This is a genomic window from Pedococcus soli (assembly GCF_054782575.1).
Map to the genome: position 1 here is coordinate 611,368 of NZ_BAAGSF010000006.1, position 14,425 is coordinate 625,792.

Consider the following 14,425-nt stretch of genomic DNA (forward strand, 5'->3'; position numbering starts at 1 on the left):
CGGAGCGGTTCTCCCATCATGACTCGAAACTAGACCTCCGTCGTCCACCAGGACAGGCACGAATCGGACCGCTTCTGGCGTGTCCACCCTCCACGCTCCTAGCCTTAAAGCATGAGCCGATTCAAGTTCGGTAAGCACGACCAGCGTGGTGAGTCCGGCGGCGGTAAAGAGGATCCCGTGGTCCGCCAGTACCGCTACCTGCTCCGGACCGCTCCGGCGGACGCCCTCGAGGCCGCGCACACCGAGGCCATACCGCTCCTGTCCACTGCCCAGCAGCAAACCCTCCTGCGTAGCCTCCAGGACAGCCTTCTCGTGGGTGGCCGGCTGGGCGCCGGCGACCACGCCAAGATCGCTCACCTGGTGACGGGCGGCGAACGCACGTCCCCTGGTCGGCTACTGGCGGCTCTCCCCGCGGACGTCCTGCAACGCCTGGCCACCTCCGTGTTGGCGGCAGAGGCGTCGTTCGGGCTGTTGGGCGGGTACGCCCACTGGGACGGGGCGGAGCCCGCGTCGGCCGACGCGGCACACGAGGGACACGGCTTCGACCCCGACGCGGGCGACGCGAAGACCAAGCGTCTGGGTGCCGACGGTGGCGCCGCCTTCGGGATCCTCCCCTAGGTGTTGCGTCTGAGAACGTTTCCCGACACCAGCCGCGGAGGAAGGCCGTAGGCGAGCGCTGCGCGGATTACGTCGACTTGCTTCAGCACCCCGTCGACGAGCTTGGAGGCCGCTTGCGGCCTGCGGCACATCAGCCCGCACTCGCTGCGGCACGCCGCCAACACCAACGCCCTCCACGCCGGCGCCCCACTACGCGACGCTCAGATCCTTGCTCGGCCCGCCGACCCGAGAACCACAGAGCATTACGACCGCGCACGAGGCAACCTCGACCGCCACGGCGTCCACTTCCTCACCGCCTACGTGGGCAGGTGTCTGAGGGCTCTGTGACGTGGATGGTCGCTGAAGGGACTCACCGATTGCGCGTGCGACCGGTGGCTTCTCGTCTGCTCTTCTCCCACGGAGGCGTCCGCACCCCAGCTCTGGAGGTCAGGTGCCAATATCGACACGAGCCGCAGAAGTACGCGCCCCTTGGGCCGGTGCCTCCGCGCCGCCGATAAGCACGGGCGATGACACGCATCGCGAACAGAGCCTCGCCGCGACTGCAGTAGGAGACCTTCAAGCATTCCGACACGTCGACGTCCTCGACTTGTCGTACTCGACTGGCTCACATCCTGCCCGGTACGCGGTTCACGCCTGATGGCGATCGGCCACGAAGAAACCTGACGGCTCCGCTTGCTGCCAACAATACCCAACCTCTGGCCATAGCCTCGAGATACTGAGTCATTCCGCCGCCTACGCAGCCGAAGGGGAGTCGACAGAGTTCGTCCCTAGAGTCGCGCTGGAGCCGTGCTGGATAAGGCCGTTCAGTCGGATTCGCACCAATTAGTGCCTGGTCGAGTTGCTCGCTGCGTATCGTCATGCGTCCGTCGTGCCACCGCGGTGCGCCTCAGATCCCCGGAGTGCCGCATGAGTTCGACCGCCACGACCGAAGACCGACCCCGACGGCTGTTGCCGCTGATCATCGCGGGAGTGGCCGCGGCCGCCGTCTTGGCCGTCGCAGCTTGGTTCGCCGCGTTCAGCCCCAAGGATTCGCGCGTCCAACTAGAGCCAGTCGCAGCGGTCGTAGCCGGCATGCCGACGACCCTCTCGGGCACCGTTACTCCTGCGCGCTCAGCGCGGGCAGTCCGCGTGACTTTCTCCGCAAGCTCGAACGGGCCGTGGCTCCCTGGACCTGACGCCGTGACGGACTCCACGGGGCACTTCGCCTTCGCGCACACTCCCACTGAGGCAGGGAAGTTGTGGGTACGGGCCACGGCCGTGGAACTCGCACGCGACCAAGAGGCGACGTCTACTCCCTTGCAGTTGACAGTGCGCTCCGTGAGCTCCCTGAAGTTCACCACAACCACACCAGTCACCCGGAACGATCAGACAATCTCCTTTACTGGCGTGCTCAAACCCAGCGGGGGCCTGGTGAACTTGGAGAAGTCGAAGGACGGAACAACCTGGACCATTGCTCAGCGAGGTGTGAAGAGCGGGGCAGATGGTGCCTTCAAAACCAGCGTGAAGGGCACTCCGGCAGGAACGTGGCATTTCCGTGCCGGCGTCGAGGCAACGAGCCTGGCCACCAGCGCGGATTCGTCTGCGGTCAAGGTGATCGTCGAGGACTATAAGGCCGCAGGCGCGAAGTACCTCGCCATTATCTCGGAGCTCAACGGGACGATTAACGCCAGTAACGACGCAGTCAATGCCTACAACGCGAACAACTCCTCGGCCAATGAGCGCGCCGTTCGGGCAACGGACGCTGCGGAGTCGTCCGCCGCTGGCTCTGCAGCCAAGGCTCTCCGCGCATACAAGGGGTGGCCCCGCCAGGTCGCACCGATCGTCGAAGCAATGGCCAAATCACTTGTTCTGGAGTCGGACGCATTGAACCTGATGGCGAAAGCAGCGGGTATAGACGAACGCAATGCGCTATATCCGATGGCAGATAGCGCCCACCTCGAGGGCAATAAGGCAGCGGCGACCATCAGAGAGGCACTAGGGCTCCCGCAGCGTCCGGCCAACTAGCAGGCGCCACTACGGGCATGCCGCGATCTCGTGACACTGAAAACTTGGCCGTGTTTCAAGCATGCCTACAGGGCGGGGATGACGTGGCTCCACGACCGTGCGAGCCAGCCGCTCAAAGTGCCTTTTAGAGGATCCTTTACGGCCTTGGCGGTCCTTTGGCGGCTCATCCCAATCGGGGGTGTAGGGGTTGGGGTCTGAAGCCGCCGGTCTCGAGCAGGCTTCGGGCGATGTAGTTGGTCAGGTTGCGGAACCCGAGTGCGGAGCCGCGCAGGTGTTCGAGCCGTCCGTTGAGCGCCTCGGTCGGCCCGTTGCTGGTGCCGGGTCGTTCGAAGTAGGCGAGCACGTCAGCGGCTCGCTTCTTCAGGGTCCGGCCCAGGGTGGTGAGCTCGGTGAGCACCTTGGGGACGCCGGCGCTGAGGTCGGTGATCAGCTTCTCCATGAGCTCGCGGCCACGTTGCCGGTCCTCGTGGCGATAGGCGGCGATCATGCGCTGGTAGACACCCCAGGTCGCCTCGACCTCGACGTGAGCGTCATCAACGAACAGCGCGCGTAGCCTGTCGCTCTGCTTGTCGGTGAGCAGGTCCGCGCCGGTGTGCAGCGTGCGCCGCGACTTGTAGAGCGGGTCGTCCCTGAACCCACGGTGCCCGTGGATCGCGAGTTGGACCCGGCGCCGGCACCTGTCGAGGGCGTCACCGGCCAGGCGCACGACGTGGAAGGGATCCATCACCGTGACCGCGTCCGGGATCTCCTCTGCAGCGGCGGTCTTGAACCCGGTGAAGCCGTCCATCGCGACCACCTCGACCGCGTCACGGAAGGCGTCGTCGCGGTCGGCGAGCCAGGTCTTGAACGCCGCCTTCGACCGGCCCTCGACCATGTCCAGCAGCCTTGCTGGGCCGGCGCCATCGCGGACCGGGGTGAGGTCGATGATCACGGTGACGTACTTGTCGCCACGCCTGGTGTGGCGCCAGACGTGCTCATCGACGCCAATGACCTTCACGCCCTCAAACCGCGTGGGGTCGTTGATCAGCAGCCGCTTGCCTTCAGCCAGGACCGCGTTGTTGGCGGTGTCCCACGCGACCCCGAGTCCCTCGGCGACACGGGCGACGGTGAGGTGTGCGACCACGATCCCTTCCAGCGCCCACCGCAGCCCGGTGCGCGAGAGCTTCGCGCGTGGCTCCGCCGCGGCGCTGGTGTCTTGGCGCCACACGTGTCCGCAGTCGGCACAGCGGTAGCGGGCACTACAACTTCCAGCACGGTCGGTCGCCAGCCCAGCGGCTCGTGGGCCAACCGCCGGATCACGGTGTCACGAGCAGCGCCTTCGCTGCCGCACCGTCGGCACCACTGATCTGGTTCCACCACGCGGCACGCGAGGACCGCACGATCCGGTTCAAGTCGTTGTCCGGTCACGCTCAGACCGAGGCCGTCGAGTCGAGCGAAGGCGGTCAGGTCAGGGCGGCCGAAGCCGGCCGGCGGGGTAGCGTCGGACACGTCGAGGTCTTTCGGATGGATGGCGTAGGAACCTCCGTCGTCGGGAGACCTCGACGTCTATCGGCGGACCGACGCGCCCGGCCGACCTACACCGTCATCTGAGAAGACCCCTGAAACGTCTTCGACGACGACGGGACCGGCGAGGAGGAGGGTGCGGTGAGCTAAAGGAATGGAGCTTGCTCGGCTTCGACGCCGCCGCAAGCTCCGGTGAAACGGTCGGTACTGGTCGGTCGTCGTCGGTCACCACCGGATGGCGGCGTCCCCCACGCTCGGCGTTTGCGCAGGTCAGCGGCTCGTTCGCCCAGTGGGCGCATCAAGCGATAGACGCAAAGCCGACGTGATTAGGTCGTCGGTTCGATTCCGACAGGCGGCTCCGGCGAACAGCCCCTGACCTGCGGAAACGCAGGGCAGGGGCGGTTCGGTTCTGGTGGTCGCGCGATGCGCTGGCCTCACGGCTCTGCCCGACACCGACGTCGCTCTCCTCTGCGACGGACCCCTAGCCGGCTGAGCGCTCGCGGCCGGCATCCTGTCCGTGTGCCGATAGGCCTCGCACCGCTCGGCAACGCAGCGTGGCGTTGCGTCGCGACCTGGCGACGGCTCGGCGGGGCGCGATCGTCTCGTGCGTTGGCGGACTACGGGAGCTTGGACGCGAGGACGTCGGCCGCCAGGATCTCGGGTGCTGCGCCGAGGAGGTGCTGGTTGGCCATCAGGGCTGCGACGATGGCGCCGTTGGCGTGGGCGTCGCGAGCGGCCTCGTCGGGGAATGCATCGAAGATCCAGAAGGTGTCGGCGTGGGTCCTGACCGCGAACCAGACAATCGTTCCTACTTCTTCGTTGGCGAGCGCGACAGCGCCGGCGAGCAGATCGGCGAGCGCGTCGTGCTGTCCATCGGCCGCGACGATCTTGGCGACGAAGGCATACGGAAGTGATGCGGGTGTGGACATGAGGGGTTCTCCTAGGTGTCGAGGTTTCTTGGTGAAGCGAGTTCAGCGTATGACGAGCAAGGGCATGTGAGAAGTGGCGTATACGGCAGTATTGCTATTGTTCGCGCCATGCGTATCGGACTGATCGCGATCGACGGCTGCTTCGGTTCGGCTGTCGCGTCGGTCATCGACATCGTGCGGGTGGCCGACGGAGCCCGCGGCGATGTCGACCCGCGGATCGACCCGATCGAACTCGCCATCCTCGGACCGAAACGGAGAGTGACCACGACGGCATCGATGACCCTGTCGGTGGACCACCCGCTGTCGGAGTCCGCAGAGTTCGACGTGGTCGTCGTCCCTGCGCTTGGAACCCTCACGGCCGCCGCTACCAACGACGCCCTCCAGAGCCGAGATGCTCGTTCGGTCATCGCCTCGCTCGGGCGCCTCGACGACGCGACCACCCGGATCGCCGCGGCGTGCACCGGCGTGTTCGCTGTCGCCGAGACCGGACGGATGCATCATCGGCGGGCGACGACCAGCTGGTTCCTGGGGCCGGAGTTCCTGAAGCGCTATCCGACCGTCGCCCTCGATCTCGACACCATGGTCGTGGTCGACGGGAACCTCGTCACCGCCGGCGCCGCGTTCGCCCACATCGACCTCGCGCTCTCACTCGTGCGATCGATCAGCCCCGACCTGGCCCAACATGTCGCCAAGCTCCTCATCATCGACGAGCGTCCGTCGCAGGCGGCCTTCGTCGCCTACGAACATCTCCGGCACGAGGACCCGATCGTCGTCGAGTTCGAACGCTTCGTGCGCGCCCGCCTGGACGAACCGTTCAACGTCGCCTTCGTCGCGCAGTCGCTCGGCACCAGCCGGCGCACCCTCGAACGACGAGTCCGTGCGGCGCTCAACCTCACTCCGCTCGGCTTCGTCCAACGGCTTCGCATCGAACGAGCTCGGCACCTCTCAGCAACCACGGACCTTACCTCCGCCGAGATCGCGCTACGGGTCGGCTACGCGAACGCCGAGACTCTGCGCTCCCTCCTGCGTAGGGAGCGACGCCGTTCCTGACCTAACGCCATGCCTGTAGCCGGTGTCCTAGTGCTCGACTGGAACCACCTCTCAGCACGTCGCGTCGACGCTCCTGCGTCGCCCCTGGACGACCCACTCGACACGCCCGCAGCACAGGCCATGTGACGTGTCCCGGCTTCCCGGACGGTCGGGGTTGGGTGGCTGTGATGTCGCTGTGTTCTCGTCGAGGGGGTCAGCAGACTCGATCAGGGTCGATTGGGATGAGACGCGAAGGCGGTCAGGTCAGGGCGGCCGAAGCCGGCCGGCGGGGTAGCGTCGGTCACGTCGAGGTCTTTCGGATGGATGGCGTAGGAACCTCCGTCGTCGGGAGACCTCGACGTCTATCTGCGGACCGACGCGCCCGGCCGACCTACACCCTCATCTGGGAAGAGCCCCTAGGCTCCAACCTTTCCGGAATCCAACGACCGTCGCGAATGTGGCTGGCCGGCGTTGGCGGGTGGCCGCCGCCGGTCTCGGACGGAGACCCAAATATGAGGCCTAGAGGGTCGTAAGACCTTCGTCTCATTGCCGCTAACACTCGGGGCGAGGACGCTGGGCGTACAACAGTTCGATCTAGGAGCCTCCCATGAGCAGTGACTCCCGCTCCCCCTCGGCACGCAGGGACCGGCGTCCCCGTGAAACACCACCGTATGGAAGGGACGAGCTAGGCGACCTCGTCGAAGCCGTGGTCCTACTGCACTTCGAGGTGTCGGCGCCGCCGGCCCCCTTGCACTGGGTGAGCCCGACCGTGTCACACACCGCCTCAATCCAAGAGGCGTTGAATTCGATCGACTCGCTCGTTACGGCCGCACGTCAGGTTCGTCGACTCCACGTCGTCGCCATCGTATGAGGGTGCGGCACTGAGTTGTCGTTAACCTCGCCTCAACTCCGCACCGCTAGAAAGCCCTGCCCACCCACTGGTTCTGGCGAGCGTGGCGATTCCTCCCGTCGCCCGTGCTGCTCGGGACCGGGCGGCTCCTCGACATTTCCAGAGGCCTCAGCCAGCCGATCGCACTCAAAGCGGTGCGGTCTGCAAGCGCTGTGCGTAGCCCTCGTAGAACACCGCCGCCGATGCCTCGAAGTCGTGGGTCCATGACCGGCGGTTGAAATTGTCCGACCCTACGGTGGCCCAGGTGTCGTCGATGATGCACACCTTGGCGTGCACGTAGACGGGTACTCCGGCGTGGTTCTCCAGACCGTAGAAGGCGACCCGGTCACCACCCGCCTGCCGCAGGATGTCGACCGTACGTTCTCGACCAATCAAGTTCGGCGGCTGGCTTAGGTACCCGTCCTGGTCCGGGTGGTGCGGCAAGACAGCTATCAGCCTCAGCTCGTCGTTGTCGCGCAGCGCCTGCGCGAAGGTCTCCGCGACGTGCCGGGACCACAGGTACTGGTCCTCGAGATAGATCAGCCGACGGGCGCGTCGGATTGCCTTCGTGTAGCCGCGCGCGACGCTCCGCTCGCCCTTCGGTGCGAAGCGGTACCCCGGGAGACGCTTCGGATAGGTCCGCAGCAGTTGCACCGGCATGACGCCGGTCGGCCCGCCCTGCGCCGGGGAAGGCCAGGCCGCGACGACAAGAACTGGCTGCCACCCATCAAGACTGCACCCTCTGAACACAACACCGTGATGGCCCGAGTTGGGCTGTCCGACTGGTTGATGGACGCACCCGACACCGCGGACATAAGGGTCAAAATGCCACGATGGGACTCAGCCAGGGCCCAAGGTCCGCGCACCCCTTGGCTTGCGACATCTGTCGTGTGACCATCGAGTCATGGTCCGAGACTCAGAGGCCTGCCCCAGATGCGCATCGCCCAAGTGGACGATCGTCACCGTACCTCGGGCCCAAGACGACACACGTCCCGCCAGAACTCATCATGTAGCTCGGTGTCTTTCGTGCGGTCATCAGTGGGATCCCGCACCAAGCGTGACCGCACCCGGTAAAACGGACGATTGACGCATCGAGGTGCGGCCCGGGGCCACCTCCTAAGGGCGCGTCGCCCAGTCCGTTCCCGAATCACTCGCGCCGACCCGCAAGCAACCGCCATGAGTGGCTATGTCCAAGACCCGCCGTTCCCCCAGCCGGCGCCCGGATGGACGTGGACTTCGTCGTCCTGCCACGCCTCGTTTCGACGACCGCGGATGCGGTTGACCACTCCGTAGGCCACCAGCGCGACGAAAGCCGCCGCACCGATCCCAAAGAGGATGTACAAGACGTACTGCATCCGAACTCCCGATCCCCAGCTGCCATTAGCGTTGCAACAACGGTACGTCCATGATGCTCGCAGCAAGCTCAAATCAGCCAGGTGGAGGCGGCCTCGACGGACGAGTGAACCCGGCTTCGGGCGAGTTGGGGTCCAGCCCCCTCCCCCCCCGGCCGATCCCACGCTTCAAGCTTGTTGTACCTGTGCGTTCGGAACGGTCAAACGCCGTGTCTCAGAGCGGTCGAGCCTCCGAGGAGAGCGCCGTCTACGTTCAACCCCGAGCGCGAAGAGCCGTATAAGGATGGTGGTGGTCCGGGCCATGCCCTCACTGACTGTTTAGGAGGGCTCCATCGTCCCGTCGCCCCGTCACGCCGCTGACCGCAGTCACGATGTCGAGCAGGCACCGGACGGGCTCGTCTCGGCTGAAGGACGGGTCCGCCAGTCCCACAACGATCTGCTCAGCCACCGATGCGAGCTTGATGTTGTTGATGCTCGAGTAAGCCTTCAAGAGCTCGAAGGCGATCTCGTCGTCGACACCAAATGTGATCATCAGGGCACCCTTGGCCTGCTCGATCGCGGCGCGGTGCTTGGAAGAAGCCTCCACCGCCTGCCTTGCGCCCTCGCGCACAGGTTCAGTGATGTCCACGACAAACCCGGTGAGCCGCTTCACGATGCCGGCGACTGCCTCGCTCTGACCGACGAACACGAGGCGTCGCGTTTCACCGATCGGATCAGTCATCCGGTAGACGCAGGAGTACGGCCCCTCGTTCTCGAGGTGGTGCTGGAATCGCGCCAGCATCAGCGGCCGGTCCTCGGCGACCATCTTGTTCAGCAGCACTTGTGTCGTGGGATGTTCACCGTCAAGAAGTCCGTGCAGGTCGCGAAGGCCCTGCGACCAGGACCATCGTCCGCTGTCGGCCTGGTACTCGAAGGCCAGCGTCTGCCGATCGCTCTGCATGGTCTGCGGATCCACAGTCACCTCCTACGTGACGATCCAAAAGGATCTCCCAAGCGAGAAGGCCACTCCTTGACCGCGATCAGGATATGACAACCTCCGCGCCAACAACAGCGCCTGTTGGCGATCCGTTGACCTCTGCACCTCGCAACCCCGGAGCAGTCCCAGCACGTGGTTGACCTGCGACCAAAAGGCAGTCGGAGCACCCCCCCGGCGCTGGTCTCATTCGTCCCTCGGGGTCCCCGAAGTCTTTCCAGGGCCCTGACCTGCGCGTACCTTAAACACAGGACCATCAGGGGCCGGTGCCCAGTGTGAATCCCGAGTAGTCGGCAGGTCCCAGGGCGACCACCTTGCGGGGGCACAGCGGTCGCCCGTCAATGCTGCCGGGTGACCTGTAACCGGTGCTCTTTCACTACCCGATCGAGGTAGTCCCGGGGTGGCGTCAGGGGCGGATCGACGCCATGCGACCCATGAAGCTGGCCTTTGATTTCCCGCGAGACAGTCTCTGCGCGTTGCGCAACCGGGAGGTTCCCTGTGAGGGACCGCTTGATTCTCGCTGGGACGATGACGTGGCGGCCGCCTCTGCCTAAGGACACGCGGCATTCTGGGGGCTCGTCGCCGGGGGGAGGGAGCACGTCCGCCATCGCCTCGGTGGGGATATGTGTGGTTGGAGGCAGTGAAGGATGACCATTAGCTCAGCCCATCTGCCTCCCAAGGGGACGACGTTCCGGTCTGTGATGCCGGGCCCCCGGGCCCCGCCTTCGTATGTGGACCCGGTCGTCTCGGAGTGCCAGGCGGTCTCGCCGAAGGCAGAGAGTCTCCGGAAGCGCACTCTCAGGACCAGTAGGCGCCGCCGCCTCCCCACGCTGCTGGAGGGGACGACGTCGCTGCCTGTTCAGGTACCCGGCAGGGCCCGTTCCATTCGACTAGGCAGCCTTACTTCGCTCTAAGCGGTGGTCGGCTCGCATGCGCGTCAACGCGCCCGTCGCGGCTCAGTGATTGCGCACACGCAATCATTGCGTGGTAGAAACAGGTATGACGAGCCGCTCTCCCTGCGCCCTCCCGCCGCACGTCTTGCGCGAGTACGCGCTCTTGGCCGACGGCGAACGGGGCGCCCTCGTCGGTCCTCGTGGAGACATCGCCTGGATGTGCGCCCCTCGCTGGCACGACGACGCCGTGTTCGCCTCGCTGCTGGGTGTGCCGAGCGCGTATGCCGTCACGCCGACAGACGACCGGAATGTCTGGGGAGGACGCTACGAGGACGGCTCCTTGATCTGGAGAAGCCGGTGGGTGACGAGCGGCGGAGTCATCGAGTGTCGTGAAGCGCTGGCCTTTCCTGGCGCTGCTGAGACTGCCGTCCTGCTGCGTCGGGTGCATGCGACGTCGGGGCCCGCGGCCGTCCGGGTGACGCTCTGCCCACGTGCCGAGTTCGGTCGGTTCGGCATGTCCCGGTTGGTTGGGCACGACGGGGTCTGGACCGGCCGTCTGGGTTCCCTCTACGTCCGGTGGTCCGGTGGGGGCGACGCCCGCTCGGTCGACGGGGGCGGTCTCGAGCTCGACCTGGTCGTCGCCCAGGGCGACCATCACGACCTGGTCCTCGAGGTCTCTACAAAGTCATGGGATGGACCTCCGCCGTCCCCGGATGTGGCATGGGACAGCACCGAGCACGCATGGGCGTCCGCCGTACCCGCGATGGACCTGACCATCGCGGCGGACGACGCCCGGCAGTCTGCGGCGACGTTGCGTGGCCTGACCAGCAGCAGCGGAGCCATGGTGGCTGCCGCGACCCTGGGCCTTCCCGAGCGGGCTGCCCAGGGTCGCAACTACGACTACCGCTACGCGTGGATCCGCGACCAGTGCTACGCCGGACAAGCCATGGCCGCCAGCGGCGACCTGAACCTGCTCGACTCCGCCGTGCGGTTCGTCAGCGAAAGGGTGCTGGCTGACGGTGACCGGCTCGCGCCTGCATACACGGTGACCGGTGAACCGGTCCCCGCGGAGCGCCAGCTCGACCTACCCGGGTATCCCGGCGGTAGGAGCACCGTCGGCAACTGGATCAACGATCAGTTCCAGCTGGACAACCTTGGCGAGGTCTTGCTCCTGCTGGCGGCGGGTGCCGGGCGTGACCGGCTGGATGTCGAGCACTGGCGCGCCGCCGAGGTCGCCGTCGCGGCCATCCACGACCGGTGGCAGCAACCAGACTCCGGGATCTGGGAGCTCGAAGGCCGCCGCTGGACCCACTCACGACTGATGTGCGCGGCCGGGCTGCGTGCCTTGGGGCGGCACGCGCCAGCGCGTCAAGGGTCAGCATGGAGCTCTTTGGCTGACTCCATCGTCGCGGACGCCGCGCGAGACTGCCTGCACCCCTCAGGACACTGGCAGCGCTCACCGGACGATGCGCGGGTCGACGCCAGCCTCGTGCTACCCGCGATTCGCGGCGCCGTGCCCGCCTCAGACCCACGGACGGTGGCCACCGTCGACGCCGTGGCGAGACAACTGGGTTCCCGGGGCTACGTGTACCGGTTTCGCCAGGATGAACGACCTCTGGGTGAAGCGGAGGGCGCCTTCCTGCTGTCCGGATTCCACATGGCCTTGGCGGTCCATCAACAAGGACGGCACACCGAGGCCATGCGCTGGTTCGAGCGCAACCGCGCCGCGTGCGGCGCACCAGGACTGTTCAGCGAGGAGTACGACGTCGAGCAGCGCCAACTGCGGGGCAACTACCCGCAGGCCTTCGTCCACGCACTGCTCATCGAATCAGCCGCGAGGCTCGCCGGGCCAAGCACCGGGCCCATGACCTGATCAACCGCGGGAAGGGCCCAGCTGGCCGAGCCGCCGACGAAAGGAGAAGGAGCTCATGACAGAGCAACACAAGGAAAGTAGACAGCCCCTGGAGCCTGCAGCGCGAAGTCGCGTCGTCGCGGTCACAGGAGCCTCCGGAGGAATTGGTCGGGCGACCGCGGTCGAGTTCGCCAGGAAAGGGGCCGCGGTCGCGCTCGTGGCGCGCGGTGAGCGGGGCTTGGAGGCGGCAGCCGAGCAGGTGCGGGCCGCAGGCGGCGTGGCACTGGTCGTCCCCACAGACATGGCTGACCCTGAACAGGTGCAGGAGGCAGTCACTCGGATCGAAGCCGAACTGGGAGCCATCGACGTCTGGGTCAACGTGGCGTTCACGTCGGTCTTCAGCCGCTTCGAACACATCACGCCTGCGGAGTTCACCAGGGTGACCCAGGTGAGCTACCTCGGATACGTCTACGCGACGATGGCGGTGCTCCCGGGGATGAAGGCCCGCGGCAGGGGCACCATCGTCCATGTCGGTTCGGCGTTGGCCTACCGCGGGATCCCGCTGCAGACCGCGTACTGCGGGTCCAAGCACGCGATCCAGGGCTTCCACGAGTCGCTCAGGTGCGAGCTCCTTCACGACAAGAGCCCGGTCAAAGTCACCATGGTGCAGATGCCCGCAGTCAACACACCGCAGTTCTCCTGGGTGCTCTCACGCCTGCCCCGCAGACCGCAACCGGTGCCACCCATCTACCAACCCGAAGTGGCTGCACAGGCGGTCGTCCACGCTGCGGATCATCCCCACCGACGTGAGTTCTGGGTCGGGGGCAGCACCGTCGGCACCCTCATCGCCAACGCCGTCGCCCCCGGGATCCTCGACCGCTACCTGGCCCGTACAGGGATGTCGTCGCAGCAGACGCAGGAGCCACAGCCGCCGGACGCCCCGGTCAACCTGTGGAACCCGGCAGACCAGGACCACGACTTCGGAGCACATGGCAGGTTCGACGTGCGGTCGACCCCCCGCAGCCCGCAGGTCTGGGCCTCCCAGCACCACGGGGTCGTCGGGGCGGGAGCCACACTGGCCATCGGCCTGGTCGTCAGCATCCGAGCCCGGCGAAGGTGAGGACCACGGAGTTGGGCACCGCGCGGACCCGGGCTCGTCGATGAAAGCCCGCGACACGGTGCGCCTGGGGTACGGAGTCCTGCTCCTGACTCGTCCCGACCACGTGGCGAGAGCGCTCACCGGGGGCGGCCTTGACCGCCGGGCCCGTCTCACCGCGCGCATCCTCGGCGGCCGGCACATCGCCCAAGCCCTCGTGGTCGGGCGCGACGGCCGAACCTCCGTCCGCCGGATGGGCCGCGCCCTCGACCTGCTGCATGCCGCGAGCATGCTGCTGCTGGCTGCTTGGGCCCCGGGGCGGACCCGCATGGCCCTGGCGGACGCCGCCATCGCCACCCTCTTCGCCGGCAGCTCGAGTCCCACCGAAGACAACACGAACACCCGCTCCGCACGTCGACCGCCCGCCACGCGGACGCCGCAGCGGTTGCTGGACCTCCCCGCCCCACACCACCCGGACAGTGAGTTCGTGATGACGGACCAGGATCTGGAGAGTGGGGCCTCGCGACGAAGGCGGCACCGGCAGGAACGTCAGGATGCGCTGCGCGAGGTGCTCGCGAATGCGCGGGGCCTCACCCTGGAGGAGACCCGAGCGGCCCTGGTGAGCGCCTTGCGGGCCCGAGGTCTCACGGTGCCACCCGGGCCGTGGCTGGACGCCGCCGCCATCGACCTGGTCAACGGCAAAATCTACGTGGTGAATGGTCCGGCCATGCAGGACACGGGGCTCGAGCTTCCCCCTCACGGCCCCACCTGATCGCGGTCAACCGGTCAGCTGGGAAGCCCCAGCACGTAGGCGTCCTCACCCTCGGACGGTTCTCCCGCTGCCTCCGCGAACGACTCCAGCGCTCGTGCGAGGGCACGGCGCCCGGTGACACTCATGTTCTCCATCGCCGCCAGGATCGACGCACGGCGATGGGCCATCACGCGCTCGACCACGTCATGCCCGCCCTTGGAGAGCTCCAAGGCGAGATAACGACGGTCCGTGGGGTCCTCGGTGCGCTCGAGAAGCCCTGCAACCACCAACCGTTCCACCGTCCGAGTTGCGTTGGACGGGTGGACACCCAGAGCCTCGGCGACCTGCCCGAGGTTCAGTGTCCCGCGACTGGCGACCAGGACCAGGACGCGCAGCTGCGGCAACGACACGATGTCCTCCACCTCAGCCACGGACCGTGCGATCACCCCTACCAGCACCCGCGCCGCACGCATGACGGCGTCGGCCTGCCGGTCAGGGTCATTGACGCTTGCCACCGAATCACTCCTCATGACACG

10 protein-coding genes and 1 pseudogene are annotated in these 14,425 nt (G+C 66.7%); 6 read left to right on the plus strand and 5 right to left on the minus strand.

Annotated features, from left to right (window positions below; all coding sequences use genetic code 11):
- Nucleotides 1-111: 111 nt before the first annotated feature.
- Entirely contained in the window at nt 112-618 is a 507-nt protein-coding gene (locus ACYVKF_RS18215; RefSeq protein WP_460968319.1) for a hypothetical protein, read from the plus strand.
- Between the two features lie 1,317 nt (nt 619-1,935).
- A complete protein-coding gene (locus ACYVKF_RS18220; protein WP_460968321.1) occupies nt 1,936-2,622 on the plus strand; it encodes a hypothetical protein in 687 nt (228 codons plus the stop codon).
- Between the two features lie 163 nt (nt 2,623-2,785).
- Here the strand turns inward: ACYVKF_RS18220 and ACYVKF_RS18225 are convergent.
- Together ACYVKF_RS18225 and ACYVKF_RS18230 are read right to left on the minus strand one after the other, a co-directional pair.
- A pseudogene (locus ACYVKF_RS18225) lies at nt 2,786-4,110 on the minus strand (ISL3-like element ISPfr2 family transposase).
- Between the two features lie 632 nt (nt 4,111-4,742).
- Nucleotides 4,743-5,054 carry a putative quinol monooxygenase gene (locus ACYVKF_RS18230; protein ID WP_003941073.1) on the minus strand — a complete coding sequence of 104 codons (312 nt, stop codon included), beginning with the start codon at nt 5,052-5,054 and terminating at the stop codon, nt 4,743-4,745.
- Between the two features lie 108 nt (nt 5,055-5,162).
- Here ACYVKF_RS18230 and ACYVKF_RS18235 point away from each other — a divergent pair, with 108 nt between their 5' ends.
- Nucleotides 5,163-6,104, plus strand: a complete 942-nt coding sequence (locus tag ACYVKF_RS18235) for a GlxA family transcriptional regulator (RefSeq protein WP_003941078.1) — start codon at nt 5,163-5,165, stop codon at nt 6,102-6,104.
- Nucleotides 6,105-7,119: 1,015 nt separating this feature from the next.
- Here ACYVKF_RS18235 and ACYVKF_RS18240 read toward each other — a convergent pair.
- Both ACYVKF_RS18240 and ACYVKF_RS18245 read right to left on the minus strand, forming a co-directional pair.
- Complete coding sequence (locus ACYVKF_RS18240) at nt 7,120-7,632, minus strand: phospholipase D-like domain-containing protein (protein WP_460968323.1); 513 nt, start codon at nt 7,630-7,632, stop codon at nt 7,120-7,122.
- Between the two features lie 999 nt (nt 7,633-8,631).
- On the minus strand, nt 8,632-9,279 hold the full coding sequence (locus ACYVKF_RS18245; protein ID WP_460968325.1) for a PAS and ANTAR domain-containing protein: 648 nt from the start codon (nt 9,277-9,279) through the stop codon (nt 8,632-8,634).
- 1,017 nt (nt 9,280-10,296) lie between these two features.
- Here ACYVKF_RS18245 and ACYVKF_RS18250 point away from each other — a divergent pair.
- Genes ACYVKF_RS18250 through ACYVKF_RS18260 form a run of 3 tightly spaced genes read left to right on the plus strand, consistent with a single transcriptional unit; the run spans nt 10,297 to nt 13,910 of the window.
- A complete protein-coding gene (locus ACYVKF_RS18250; protein ID WP_460968327.1) occupies nt 10,297-12,063 on the plus strand; it encodes a glycoside hydrolase family 15 protein in 1,767 nt (588 codons plus the stop codon).
- Nucleotides 12,064-12,118: 55 nt separating this feature from the next.
- On the plus strand, nt 12,119-13,162 hold the full coding sequence (locus ACYVKF_RS18255; RefSeq protein ID WP_460968329.1) for an SDR family oxidoreductase: 1,044 nt from the start codon (nt 12,119-12,121) through the stop codon (nt 13,160-13,162).
- Nucleotides 13,163-13,202: 40 nt separating this feature from the next.
- The gene (locus ACYVKF_RS18260; RefSeq protein ID WP_460968331.1) at nt 13,203-13,910 is read left to right on the plus strand and encodes a hypothetical protein; all 708 of its coding nucleotides are present in this window, start codon (nt 13,203-13,205) and stop codon (nt 13,908-13,910) included.
- A gap of 14 nt (nt 13,911-13,924) precedes the next feature.
- Here the strand turns inward: ACYVKF_RS18260 and ACYVKF_RS18265 are convergent, their stop codons facing one another.
- On the minus strand, nt 13,925-14,419 hold the full coding sequence (locus tag ACYVKF_RS18265; RefSeq protein WP_460968333.1) for a MarR family winged helix-turn-helix transcriptional regulator: 495 nt from the start codon (nt 14,417-14,419) through the stop codon (nt 13,925-13,927).
- Nucleotides 14,420-14,425 lie beyond the last annotated feature (6 nt).

What these genes read in the sequence shown, in the direction of transcription:
- ACYVKF_RS18230 (WP_003941073.1), bottom strand. Translation starts at nt 5,054, where the DNA reads ATGTCCACACCCGCATCACTTCCGTATGCCTTCGTCGCCAAGATCGTC.
- ACYVKF_RS18240 (WP_460968323.1), bottom strand. Translation starts at nt 7,632, where the DNA reads ATGCCGGTGCAACTGCTGCGGACCTATCCGAAGCGTCTCCCGGGGTAC.
- ACYVKF_RS18215 (WP_460968319.1), top strand. Translation starts at nt 112, where the DNA reads ATGAGCCGATTCAAGTTCGGTAAGCACGACCAGCGTGGTGAGTCCGGC.
- ACYVKF_RS18235 (WP_003941078.1), top strand. Translation starts at nt 5,163, where the DNA reads ATGCGTATCGGACTGATCGCGATCGACGGCTGCTTCGGTTCGGCTGTC.
- ACYVKF_RS18260 (WP_460968331.1), top strand. Translation starts at nt 13,203, where the DNA reads ATGAAAGCCCGCGACACGGTGCGCCTGGGGTACGGAGTCCTGCTCCTG.
- ACYVKF_RS18250 (WP_460968327.1), top strand. Translation starts at nt 10,297, where the DNA reads ATGACGAGCCGCTCTCCCTGCGCCCTCCCGCCGCACGTCTTGCGCGAG.
- ACYVKF_RS18265 (WP_460968333.1), bottom strand. Translation starts at nt 14,419, where the DNA reads ATGAGGAGTGATTCGGTGGCAAGCGTCAATGACCCTGACCGGCAGGCC.
- ACYVKF_RS18255 (WP_460968329.1), top strand. Translation starts at nt 12,119, where the DNA reads ATGACAGAGCAACACAAGGAAAGTAGACAGCCCCTGGAGCCTGCAGCG.